Here is a 13095-nt window from a genome sequence, read left to right on the forward strand (position 1 = left end):
TGTGAATTGTGCATTGTGCATTCTTTTAAGTTTTCCGTAGGTAAAAAAAAGTTGGCTATGCTTCTCAGTATTTCAACTAAAAATCACAGCCATGTATATGGATATTAAATTTATGGTCATATAATTCCCTCCATCATTACAATAAGTTAGTAACTAAATCCAGGTTTAAGTATATATGAGTATACTAAATTACATTGTTTTTTGCACTTCTAAAACTATATATACACTTGAACTAATTTCTTGCACAGTTCCACTATTATGTTTTTCTATAATGTATACTTTGTCATAGTACCATTTGTGAATTTATGATAAATAATTAGTTAATTAATCACTTTTACTCCATTTCTAGCTGCTATACTTATAAGATCTACACCGCTTAAGTCACCAGTATTAAATTTTNNGTATTCTATTTGTTTTGGTAACTCTTTGAAAGCTTTATTATCAAGACATAATAAATACTCTCTTGGCTTGCTTCTAGATTCTTCTCTTTTCTTATTCATGGTTTTAATTCTTTTTTTATTGTTTTTTTCTATCTTTAAGCTATACTCTTTATAAATTTCAGGATAATTCTCTTGTATATACTCTGAATGATCATTTACCAATCTACATAAATTTGCTTTACACGTTCCGTATATAAGTGATAATTTATAATAACTACCGTATATCACATAGTCTTTTGCTATTATTGCTGCTATTTCTTTATAGTTTTTACTTAATTCCATTTTTAACTCTATATATTTTCCCATTTCTAAATTCCCCACTCTAAATATGATTAACGTGCTTCATGCACCGATGATATTGCTCCATTAATGCTTGTATTCACTATATTTCTAGTAACTTCAGACTCTTCTTTCAGTGTTGGGTTAAATGTTATATTATCTATATTCAACATTTCATTTATTTCATTTAACTTCTTCTCTATTAGTGAATTATTTATATCAAGTTTTCTTTTTAGTATCTCAATTTCATTATTTCTTTTTTCATAAGTATATTTTATTTTTTCATAAGCTGTATAAACCGCTCCACTTATAACTGTAACGCTTAAAGAAAACAAAATTAGCATTTCCCTCACTTCCAATCCCCCTTATGAACTTCATTTATACAGATATAACTTTTATTATAATAAAGTTCTTACAACTAGAATCTGGAGAACTTATCCAATTCCACTTAAAACATTTGTTTCAATCGGTTTGATTATAATTTCTTTCTACCATTGGATTGAGTTCAAATCTTCACCATTTACCAAATTATTGCCGAATGAAATGAAAACTCTAGCCAATCCTGATGACTAGAGTTTCCATCTATTTCAAATTTATATTTCAAGAATATTCCGAAATATAAATTTATCGTCTAAAGATAATATACTATCTTTTAATTCTCTACTGCAAAATCCTTACACTATTAAGCATCATGATTTTCTCACTTTGAAAACAAATCAAAAATTAACAAAAAGAATATTTTTTTATAAATAAATTATAGTTTATTTAAACATATATAATCAATATCTAAAAATGTCTAAAAAGTAAGTAAAAAATTCATAACTCACTTACCCTTTAGCAAAAATAAAAACAGACCATACATAGCTTATGTATGGTCTGCTCTTATTTTTACCACGGATTAGGATCTGTTTCAGTTAATAGCCTTAATTGAATTTGATCTTGCATTTTACCACTTTCTAAATTCTTATCAGTAGTTATGCTAGTTGAAAAAAATCCTAACATAATCACTCCACTAAGTACTATGGAAATAAATTTCTTCCTCATAAAAATTTCCCCCTATACTAATTATAATAAAATTAATTAACATATTTGTAAATTAATTAACTGCCCTATATAATAATTTGCCTGCATCTATTTCTATATTTACTTTTAAATAACTATACATATCTATGAAAAATTTATTTTTTATTTCGAAATTCCGATTATTTTTGTTATTTTCTATCCCTACAAAGAAAACTCTATAATTAGTTTATCATGGTTTAGCATCTGCGCCTGCGCACACCATAATGGGCTAGTATAAATTCCTATTAATAGTTCTTAATTCTTTTACAAATACAGTACCATAAAGTGTATTAACAGCTACTAACCCCATTAATACTAAATACCAATTCTTTTTTTATTTTTAACGCCTCTATCACTTATTATTTTAATAACTTATTTATAGTTAAAAATCTATGTAACTAAATGCTCTTACATATATTTCTCCTAACTCATTTTTTTTATCATAATTTTTAATTTTTTCATTTACAATTTTTAATATTTCTAAATTCTTATTCTTGTTATTTTTCGCTTCAAAATAATCAAATATTCTGTTTATTGCATCTGATATTATCTCATTATTACTTATCAAGAATGCCCTATCTAATGTTTTATTAAAATAATAAAGCATTTTATCTTCATCGAAATTTAAATAAATAGTAAAAGCCTCATGAAAGATTTGTGCTAATCTCTCATCATCAGCATTATTATCATTACTAGCCTGTATTGCCATATCAACATAAAACTTAGCTCTTCCATAATCTTTTAACAACCAGTAATGATGTGCTAAACTATTGTATGCAATTACTATACTTCCACTACATTTCACTTTTTTACTTAATTCTAAAGATTCATGGAGTTTTATTTTTGCGAGTTTGTAATTTCCAATTTGTCGATAAAGTTTTCCTTCTACAAGCGCTACATCACTACGCTGTTCTTCAGTAAGCTTAAATTCTGATTTAAGTTTATTTATATAGTACAATCCTTCTTTGTTCTTATTCAATTTTTTACAATATAGAGCCACATTAAAATATATTCTTTTTCTATATATTTCATTATCTATTTTATTATTATTCATAAATTCTAATATATATTCACCTAGATGTACTATACTAGAATCTTTGTTTAACTTTATATATATCTTCATTTTAGTAAGTAATGATTCAATATATTCTATTTTATTTTGTTCTATTGATGATAAATCTAACTTTTTTAATATATAAATTTCAGCCATGTCATAACAGAAATTATTATAATAAAATTCAATAACAGCTTCAAAAAAATTATACATTACATCTTCTGGTATGTTATATGAATTGATTATTTTTTCAATATCATCAACTTTCACTTTAAACTCTTCTATTGATGCATTCTTATGCTTGCTCAGCTCTTTTATTCCATTTTTCACAATTCTTATAGCCTGTTCTTCTTCACTTAAAAGTAGTTCCTCCGAAGTTATATGTGGCAATCTGTATTCTCCATCATCTATTATTTTATTTAAATTATCAGCAATAACCCTAGCTGCATTAACACTTAATAAAGCTCTCTTATTTTCAATTGCACTAATAAAATTTCGGCTTATGTTTTTACTTGAAAGTTCTTTTTGTGCTGCATGTAGCATTATCCTTAATTTTTTTATTTTATCTCCTGGATGTAAAATTTCATTCTTAAAATACATTGTAATTCTCCTCCCTTTTATGGAAGAAACCTAAAATTTACTATACAATTTTATATTTTTCTAAAAAATGTTCTTTCAGCCCTTCTCCATAGTTTTCATAAAAATTACTACAATCAGATGTACTACCTTTGCTTGCTGCTAATTCTGTGATAACCTCTCCAATGTATCTAACTCCTTATTTATAAACTCTCTACCTTAATATGATTCTACATTAAGAGGGATAATCCTTTACTTAATTGATAATAAGTCCCCAAGTCTGTTCATTGGCAATTGTAGTAATACCAATGTCATCCTCTAAATACATCTTTACAGCTTCTAATTTAGTTTCTAAAGAATAAGTTTTAGTTTTTTTAGACATAAAAATCACCCCATTAAGTAGATTTTACATAGCCTTTTTAACTCTGTCTACTTAATAGGATGCTCTTTATATAGTGGTGTACTTTTTAATTTATTAGACCTCTAAATGACATCATTTACTACAACAACAGGTGTGTTTTTTACAACAGCAATACTGCTAAATCATTTGAAACATAAATATACGAAAACAAGGGACTGAATCAGTTAAAGAAATACACAGTAAAAGAAGCTACCGATTGTTGTAGTAGTAAATAAGATCATTTGTTATAAAAAATAGGATAGATAGAGCAATGTGTACTAAGCTCATCTATCCTTAGTTTTTTATCCTATATAATGTCTGACATTATATAGAAATGTACTATTATCATACATTCTAAGAAATATCTTGACTTTTAATAAAAGGAAGAAACTGTGCAATTAGAAAAATTATATTTGTTCTATATAGCCAAATAAAAATAGAGATACTAAGTAAGATATAAACGTATCTCTATTTTAACTCCATGAAACATAACATTACTTTTAATTGTATATTCTCTAAGAAAATCTCTTAAGGAAGCATAATGCTAACACTCAACATATCCCCTTCAACATAAGCATTTATTTCCCCATCCATACTTAGCACGAATTCCTTTGTAATAGCAAGTCCTAAACCAGTTCTTTTACTGCTCCTTGAAGCGTCTGTTGTATAAAACCTCTCAAACAATCTCTCTACCTCAAGTCCCTCTAAATCTGACACTTTGTTGCGAAAAACAATGGTACGCTCGGTTGGTCGGACAATTAATTCAAAATACTCTGTACTATGAACTAGTACATTTTTAATGAGGTTTTGGAAAATTCTTCGCAACAAATGAACATCACAAAGAGCAAAAACAGATGTGTTAGGAATATCAACTTCCACTTGAAATCCTTTATGACTGAAATCTTCATAGAAAGAAGACAGCTGATCACGCAACTCATTACAAACATTCACTTTCTCAAGATTCAACTGAACTTTCCCTTCCACTACTTGGGTATATTCAAATAACTCCTTCATAAGAGTTGCCAATGATTTTAAGCGATTTTCAATAATATCAAGATACTCTAACTTTTTCCCTTCTGTTACTTTGTTAGATTTTATCATTTGAACATATCCAACAGCTGAGGTCAAAGGAGTTCTTAAGTCGTGAGAAATATTAGTGATTCCTTGGCGAAACTCACGGTTTGCTTTTTCACTTTCCATTACAAGCTTCTGTTGCTTATCCAATACATCATTCACCGCAAGAGATAAATCACAAACATCTTTATCAAAAGTAATTGTCGTCAAACGCATATTTGTATGGGAATTTTTGATTGTTTCCAACGATTTGTTTATTAAGGAAATATCTCTTTTCAACCTAAAAATATAAATCAAACTTAACAAAAGTGCTAAGCCTAGGAAAATCGTAATAATTATCAATGGTACCAACTCCTATAAACATTTGAAAGTGAAAATGCAAAAACTTGATTGTTTCCGCATCTTCACCTTTTTCATTACTTAATTTCACATTTTCTAAACAACATCATTCCAGCAATTGTACTAATCAATATGTAAACTGCACCCGTTAAAAGTATTCTGGTAATATCCCCCATAGAAAGCTCTGTGAAAGAAGCAAGGGAAGTAATCATTGTAATAAGTTCAAAATCCAATAAATTTATAAATCTCTCATTTATTGGAGCTAGCATTTGAATGATAAGTAGAGGTGCCATGATAAAACCAACGAACCACCCAGTTACAGCTGATGTTTTTCTTGTAACAAATACAAAGAACATCCCCACACAAGTAACAGCCAGCAATAGAAAAAGTTGTGCCGAAAACGGCTTCAGAATACTTATTACAAAATCCATATCAAAAGTCCCACCAAAACCATGAGCAACTGTTGCAATGATTGTACCACCAAAAACGTGCAGCCCAAAGAGGAGAATACAAAACAAGAATGCTAGGATTAGTTTAGAAATATAATAGTGGATTCTTGAGGTCCCACTTGTTAAAACATTCTTTACAGTTCCTGTAGTAAAATCCTCTGCAGCAATAAAAATAACAATCGGTATCATAGCAAAAACTACATTTTCAGCTATTCCCATCATATAAAAAGGCATACTTACTCCAGCATAACGCAGTGTCGTATCTCCCACATTGGATTGACCAATGACATGCATGAAAATGAAAAGAACTATGGCTGCCATAGTAAAATAAATTCCTTTTCCTCTAAAAATTCTCTGTACATCTGCTCTCATCATATTTAACATTTACTCTCTTCCCTTCACTAATGACATAAAATAATCTTCCAAATTATCTCCAACTTCTGTAATGCTTGCAACAGAAACTCCGCTTGATACCAGCTGTTGATTCACTTCAGAAGAATTATCAAGATAATCATAAAGTCTAATCTCTTTGCCGCTGATTACTTTAAAGTTTTTCGTGTGCAGCACTGTTTCAAATACAGAAGCCGCTTTGGCAGTATCATCCACCATAATCGCAAGACTTCTTTGACACTGCTCAGTCAGCTCTTCATGGGTAAATTCCTTCACCATTCTCCCCTCATCGATAATGCCGTAATGTGTTGCTACAAGGGAAAGTTCTGTTAAAATGTGACTTGAAATCATAATAGTAATATGATATTCCTCATTTAAGCGCTTAATAATTTCACGCATTTCAATAATCCCCATTGGATCAAGTCCATTTATCGGTTCATCCAAGATAATAAAATCAGGATTATTTAATAAAGCAAGAGCAATCCCTAAACGCTGCTTCATTCCTAAGGAAAAATTCTTAACCTTTTTTTCCCCTGTATCCGAAAGCCCCACAATTTCTAGAGTCTTTATAATGGCATTCTTATCAGGAATTCCTTTTAACCTTTGATAGTACTCCAAATTTTGATAAGCAGTCAGATTCGGATATAATGCCGGTATTTCAATCACACAACCTAATCTTTTTCGTGCTTCTTGCAGTCCGCTTTCCGTCGTTTCACCAAACAATTCTATTTCACCACTATCTGCAAATGTCAGTGATGTGATAAGACGGGTTAAGGTTGTTTTCCCTGCGCCGTTACGACCAATCAAACCGTAAATATCTCCTCTTCGAATAGTCATGTTTACATTATCAACTGCTACTTTGCCGCTATATGATTTTGTTACATTTTTTAATTTTAACACCACTTCATTCATTTTTGACTCACCTCTCATATTTGATAATTTTATAATATAATAGAGGTCTTTAAAAACCATAAAAAAAATCTTAAAAAAGTCTTAAACTTTACTCCTGCATTTTAAAGCCAATCCCCCAAACAGTTTGGATATATTCTTTCTTGGACTCTATTTTCGCTAGTTTTGTGCGAATTTTACTGATGTACACATTGATAGTATTATCATCTCCGAAGAATTCCTCACCCCAAACACTTTTGTACAAGTTATTTTTCGTGAATACTTTTTTGGGATTCTCCATCAGACATTTTAAAATTTCAAATTCTCGCTTGGAAAGGTTTAAAGGCTCTTGATTAACAGAAGCGTCGAATTGCTCGAGGTCTAAAGTAATATTTTTAAAATGAAGGGTATCAGGGGAAGTTGTTACTATATTTCGCAGTTGCACTTCAATTCTGGCAAGTAACTCTTCATTGTCAAATGGCTTTGTTATGTAATCATTCGCTCCTAATTTAAGTAAAGAAACTGTACTTTCTTTCGTATCAATTGCTGTTAGAACAATAATTGGAATCTTACTTTCTGCCTTTATCTCTGTTAACACCTCATATCCTGTTTTCCCTGGCAACATTAAGTCCAATAGGATAAGTTCATATTTTTCAAGGCGAAAGCACATCAGCGCCTCTGTTCCAGAATAAGCAACATTCGTCACATATCCTCCTTGTGTCAATAAGTCCTGAAGCATATCACTTATATGTGCATCATCTTCTACAATTAATATCTTTTTCATGCTACTATCACTCCTAAAAAATTATACTTAATTTTTTTATAAAAAAGTCTCTAAATTTTATTTTTCTTTAATTTTAACATCAGTCTCAATATATAGAAATACTTTAATGTGTAGTTCGTCCATACTGCGACATAAGAAAAGGTACTTCTCCCAAGTGTATCGGAAATAAACGGTAGAAAAACTCCCCATAAAGTAGACAGTGGAATTGTCTACCTTATGGGGAGCATACCATTTCTTTATTATACTTTTCAATCCTTCACCTTTTGACTTCACGATACATTTTTTCTTTCAACAAGTCACGAACAAAAGGTTCATACGTACCATACTTTTCAATTTCACCTCTCTCTGTTTCATTTATATAAGAATCAAGGTTTGAATCATACTTAAGATAAATGGCTCGTATATTATTTTCAATTTTTTCAATGTCATAAAGAACAATCTTTGGGTAATCTCCCATGTCAAAATTTCGTAAGCCTGTTAATATATAGTGGCATAACTTCTTATTTGCTAGTACAACTAAAAAGCGTGATAAGAACATCTTTTGAACCTATCAATGTGCAAAGTTGGTAGCTAAAACTATCTAAAAAACTTAGTCCATCTTATGTCAGAGGTATGCAAGGGTTATTTTCATTAGCAATGGATAGAGCCGTTGTTTTAGGACTAGCCAAAATCAATCCATCAAAGATAATTGGAAATGTAAAAAAAGTAAAAACAAAAGTAGATTTTTGGACAAAAGAAGAATTTGAAAAAGTCATTTCTCTTATTTATAAAGAAGATTATTACCAACACTTTCTCTTTATCTCCTTATGGTTCCTGTTTATGACAGGTATGAGGATTGGTGAAGCCACAGCGATACAGTGGGAAGATATGGACTTTGATACTGGTGTACTAAGTATCACGAAAACTTTGTATTACAAGAATCAAAATGAATATTCCTTCATTGAACCAAAGACTAGAGCAAATATCCGAAGCATTGCACTAGATGACGATACATTGCAAAATTTAAAAGAATGGAGGAAAGTTCAGAGTGAAGTCGTCAAAACAGGCTATGTAATGAGTTACAATGGGATTCCAACACAAAAACATACCATAGCTCATGCCATTACAAGAGTTTCTAAAATGGCAGGCATACACAGAATTAAGACCCATGCTTTAAGACACTCCCACACTTCTCTTTTGATTAGCATGGGAGAGAATCCCTTAATCATTAAAGACCGTCTAGGGCATGAAGATATTGAAACGACATTAGGAACCTATGGGCATTTATATCCAAACAGTAACTTTGAAGTCGCTCATAAGTTGAAAGGTGTCATTCAGTATAGTTCTCCATCAGAGAATAGAGATATTTCACCTAAGAATCAGTTCACTGTTAGCTTCTGAATAAAAAAGTGCAATGAAAGTGCAATAGAAACAGAAAAAGAGCCGTAAACCCTTGGTACGCAAGGACTTATGGCTCTCCTTAAACTATTCCCACTCTATAGTAGCAGGTGGTTTTGAAGTTACATCATAAACAATTCTGTTTACTCCTTTAACTTCATTAACAATTCTTCTTGAAACTTTATCTAATACTTCATATGGTACTCTTGCCCAATCTGAAGTCATTCCGTCTGAAGATGTAACTGCTCTTAATGCTACTGTATGACAGTAAGTTCTCTCGTCTCCCATAACTCCAACAGATTGAATGTTTGGAAGGCAAGCAAAGTATTGCCATATTTCACTTTCTAAGCCGTTTAATGCAACTTCTTCTCTGAAGATAGCATCTGCTTCTCTAACTATTTCTAATTTATCTTCTGTAATTTCTCCAAGAACTCTTATTGCAAGACCTGGTCCTGGGAAAGGCTGTCTCCATACTAAATGATGTGGAATTCCAAGTTCTTCTCCAACTGCTCTAACTTCATCTTTGAATAATTCTCTTAATGGCTCGATAAGTTCAAAAGTTATGTCTTCTGGAAGTCCTCCTACATTGTGGTGACTTTTAATTGTTGCAGATGTATTTGTTCCACTTTCTACAACATCAGCATATATAGTTCCTTGAACTAAGAAATCTATTTCTCCAAGTTTATTAGACTCTTCTTCAAATACTCTAATAAACTCTTCTCCTATAATCTTTCTCTTTCTTTCTGGATCACTTACCCCTTTAAGTTTTCCAAGGAATCTATCTTGTGCATTTACTCTTATAAGATTCATGTCAAAGCCTTTTCTAAATATCTCTTCAACTTGATCTCCTTCGTCTTTTCTTAAAAGACCATGATCAACAAAAACACAAGTTAACTGTTTTCCAACAGCTTTATGTACTAGTACTGCTGCAACAGATGAGTCTACTCCACCTGATAATGCGCATAATACCTTTTTATCTCCAACTTTTTCTTTTATTTCTTTTATTTTTTCTTCTGCGAAAGAAGCCATTGACCAATCTCCAGCTACCTTACATACATTGTATAAGAAATTTGTTATCATCTTTTCTCCAAATAGTGTATGTTGAACTTCTGGATGGAATTGTACTCCGTATAACATTCTTTCTTCATTACACATAGCAGCTATTGGACATTCGCTAGTATCTCCTATGATTTCAAATCCTTCTGGTGCACTTTCTATGAAATCAGTATGACTCATCCAGCATTGTTTTTCAGATATTCCATCAAATAATTTATTATTCATTTGAAGATTTACATCAGTTTTACCATATTCTCTAACTGTTGCTGTTTTAACATTTCCACCTAATGTATGGGCCATTAATTGAGCACCGTAACATATTCCTAGTATTGGAATGTTAAGTTCAAATATATCTTTATCTATTTGTGGAGCATCCTCTCCATAAACACTGTTTGGTCCACCAGTAAATATTATTCCTGTTGGACTCATTTCTTTAATTTTCTCAGCAGAAATTGTATAAGGAACTATTTCACAATAAACATGATTTTCTCTTACTCTTCTTGCTATAAGTTGATTGTATTGTCCGCCAAAATCAACAACTAATATAAGTTCTCTTTTCATTATCTTAGCTTCCTCCTTAAAATTGATTTCTCCTTTATCAGTCTTTAATAAAGTAGCTAGCGCCTTTACTAGCTATTCTATTATAACTGAATTAAAGAACTTAATCATCATAAGATGATTAAGCACTATAGTTTGGAGCTTCTTTTGTGATTGAAATATCATGAGGATGACTCTCTCTAAGTCCCGCTGATGTTTGAATTACGAAAGTAGCAGTTTCATATAGTATTGGTAGTGTAGCTGATCCTAAGTATCCCATTCCTGAACGTATACCACCAATTAATTGATAAATTGTATCAACAACTGGTCCTTTGAATGGAAGTCTTCCTTCTACACCCTCTGGAACAAGTTTCTTATTATCTTCTTGGAAATATCTATCCTTACTTCCTGCAGCCATAGCTCCTAAAGAACCCATTCCTCTATAAACCTTATAACTTCTTCCTTGATAAATTTCAGTTTCTCCTGGTGCTTCCTCACAGCCTGCAAACATTGAACCCATCATACAAATCTTAGCCCCAGCAGCAAGTGACTTAACTATATCTCCTGAATATTTAAGTCCTCCATCAGCAATAACTGGAACATCATATTTATTTGCTTCTTCTACACAATCCATAATTGCTGTTAATTGAGGTACTCCAACTCCTGCAACAACTCTTGTTGTACAAATTGATCCTGGTCCAATACCAACTTTGATACAGTCTGCACCAACTTCTATTAAATCTTTTGTAGCTTCAGCTGTAGCAACGTTTCCTGCAATAACTTGAAGTTCTGGATATTTTTCTTTAACAGTTTTTACAGCATCTAAAACTCCTTTAGAATGGCCATGAGCTGTATCTATAGTTATAACGTCAACATCTACTGCAACTAATGCATCTACTCTTTCCATCATATCTTTAGTTACACCAACTGCTGCACCACAAAGAAGTCTTCCTCTTTCATCTTTAGCTGCATTTGGGAATTTAACTGTTTTTTCTATATCTTTTACAGTTATTAATCCTGTTAAATTTCCTTCATCATCTACTAATGGCAATTTTTCTATTTTATGTTTTTTCAATATTTCTTTAGCAGCTTCCACAGTAGTACCTTGAGGTGCAGTAACTAAATTTTTGCTTGTCATTACTTCCTCAATACTCTTAGTATAATCTGTTTCATAAACTATGTCTCTATTAGTAATAATTCCTACTAATTTTTTTCCCTCTGTAACAGGTATTCCTGATATTCTATATTTAGCCATTAAATCTAATGCATCTTGAACTATTTTACCCTTAGGTAATGATATAGGATTTGTAATTATACCATTTTCTTGTCTCTTAACTCTATCAACTTCATTAGCTTGAGCCTCAATACTCATATTTTTATGTATTATTCCAATTCCGCCTTCTCTTGCCATAGATATTGCCATTTTAGATTCAGTTACCGTATCCATACCTGCACTCATTAATGGAATATTTAATTTTATCTTTTTAGTTAAATTAGTAGCTAAAGAAACATCCTTAGGTAAAACTTCAGATTTATTTGGAACTAATAATAAATCATCAAATGTGTATGCTTGTTTTAATATTCTTGCCATTATATCCTCACTCCTAATTATAATTTTTAAATTCCCTCATAAGTTGTATTCCACAAATAATACATACTTATGCAGCAAATAACTTGTCCATGTATAAAGAAAATTAACTAACCCTAATTGCTATAAAGTTTTAATAATTTCTTCATAATATTAGACCTTCTAAATTAAATATGTTTAATACTTAAACTTGAAACTCATAGCAAATAAAAAATACTAACTCTACTTATTCCCTCTAAGTAAAATTAGTACCCAATAAAAGCTCCATTAATAAAAACTCAAATATAAGTATACCAATTTTACTCATAGTCAGAAATTCTTGGTTTCCGGTAGATACTCCTTGCCATATTCAAGGGATATATGAGTTAAATATATTAATATTTAATGCTATTCTTGTTATTTCCGTAACTTATTAAAACTATTCTATTTAATATTCAGCAGTTTGTCAACATTAAAAAAGAATAAAATTAATAAAAAGTTCATCTAATTATATACCTCTATTTAATTTAAATTATAACTATGGAATAATAATCTATAAATGCTTTTTTATTCTTATGGAAAATTTGAAAATTTGAAAGGAAATAACATACTTGTTTACCATCTATAGATGTACCACTTTTTAATTTAATATATCTCAGAAAATAATTAGCGCTTATTAGTATCTGGACTAAAATTTAATTCACAGTTCACAGTTCACAGTGCACAATTCACAGTTGTGGATATTTCTCAGCTACCACTGAGAAATTTAAAATTGATTATTTCTTAAAGTTACATAGTAACTTTTTTAAAGACTAGCAATATA

At 30.7% G+C, this 13095-nt stretch carries 11 protein-coding genes, 1 pseudogene and 1 riboswitch; of the genes and pseudogenes, 1 reads left to right on the forward strand and 11 read right to left on the reverse strand.

Annotation, left to right across the window (positions count from 1 at the left end):
* Positions 1–772: 772 nt before the first annotated feature.
* The 9 genes from B2W91_RS05975 to B2W91_RS06015 all read right to left on the reverse strand — a co-directional run bounded on the left by B2W91_RS05975 (position 773) and on the right by B2W91_RS06015 (position 8192).
* Complete coding sequence (locus B2W91_RS05975) at positions 773–1072, reverse strand: hypothetical protein (protein WP_291579400.1); 300 nt, start codon at positions 1070–1072, stop codon at positions 773–775.
* Between the two features lie 535 nt (positions 1073–1607).
* Positions 1608–1763 carry a hypothetical protein gene (locus B2W91_RS05980; RefSeq protein WP_291579403.1) on the reverse strand — a complete coding sequence of 52 codons (156 nt, stop codon included), beginning with the start codon at positions 1761–1763 and terminating at the stop codon, positions 1608–1610.
* Positions 1764–2163: 400 nt separating this feature from the next.
* A complete protein-coding gene (locus B2W91_RS05985) occupies positions 2164–3435 on the reverse strand; it encodes a helix-turn-helix domain-containing protein (protein ID WP_291579405.1) in 1272 nt (423 codons plus the stop codon).
* Between the two features lie 232 nt (positions 3436–3667).
* The gene (locus tag B2W91_RS05990; protein ID WP_291579407.1) at positions 3668–3793 is read right to left on the reverse strand and encodes a transposase; all 126 of its coding nucleotides are present in this window, start codon (positions 3791–3793) and stop codon (positions 3668–3670) included.
* Between the two features lie 546 nt (positions 3794–4339).
* The gene (locus B2W91_RS05995; RefSeq protein WP_291579408.1) at positions 4340–5227 is read right to left on the reverse strand and encodes a sensor histidine kinase; all 888 of its coding nucleotides are present in this window, start codon (positions 5225–5227) and stop codon (positions 4340–4342) included.
* A 74-nt stretch (positions 5228–5301) separates the two neighbouring features.
* Positions 5302–6057 (reverse strand): ABC transporter permease, encoded by a 756-nt coding sequence (locus tag B2W91_RS06000; RefSeq protein ID WP_291579409.1) that lies wholly within the window; start codon positions 6055–6057, stop codon positions 5302–5304.
* Entirely contained in the window at positions 6058–6975 is a 918-nt protein-coding gene (locus tag B2W91_RS06005; protein ID WP_291579410.1) for an ABC transporter ATP-binding protein, read from the reverse strand.
* A gap of 88 nt (positions 6976–7063) precedes the next feature.
* Entirely contained in the window at positions 7064–7735 is a 672-nt protein-coding gene (locus B2W91_RS06010) for a response regulator transcription factor (RefSeq protein ID WP_291579411.1), read from the reverse strand.
* Between the two features lie 256 nt (positions 7736–7991).
* On the reverse strand, positions 7992–8192 hold the full coding sequence (locus B2W91_RS06015; RefSeq protein ID WP_291579412.1) for a hypothetical protein: 201 nt from the start codon (positions 8190–8192) through the stop codon (positions 7992–7994).
* A 77-nt stretch (positions 8193–8269) separates the two neighbouring features.
* Between B2W91_RS06015 and B2W91_RS06020 the strand changes: the two are divergent.
* Positions 8270–9115 (forward strand): annotated as a pseudogene (locus tag B2W91_RS06020) (site-specific integrase); the annotation flags it as partial.
* Between the two features lie 84 nt (positions 9116–9199).
* Here B2W91_RS06020 and guaA read toward each other — a convergent pair.
* Both guaA and guaB read right to left on the reverse strand, forming a co-directional pair.
* The gene (guaA, locus tag B2W91_RS06025) at positions 9200–10729 is read right to left on the reverse strand and encodes a glutamine-hydrolyzing GMP synthase (RefSeq protein ID WP_291579414.1); all 1530 of its coding nucleotides are present in this window, start codon (positions 10727–10729) and stop codon (positions 9200–9202) included.
* A 118-nt stretch (positions 10730–10847) separates the two neighbouring features.
* Entirely contained in the window at positions 10848–12296 is a 1449-nt protein-coding gene (gene guaB / locus B2W91_RS06030) for an IMP dehydrogenase (RefSeq protein WP_291579415.1), read from the reverse strand.
* 283 nt (positions 12297–12579) lie between these two features.
* Positions 12580–12677: riboswitch (purine riboswitch) on the reverse strand.
* Positions 12678–13095: the final 418 nt, after the last annotated feature.

The organism is Clostridium sp. UBA6640 (assembly GCF_002455975.1).
In the GTDB taxonomy this organism is placed as follows: Bacteria; Bacillota; Clostridia; order Clostridiales; family Clostridiaceae; genus Clostridium_J.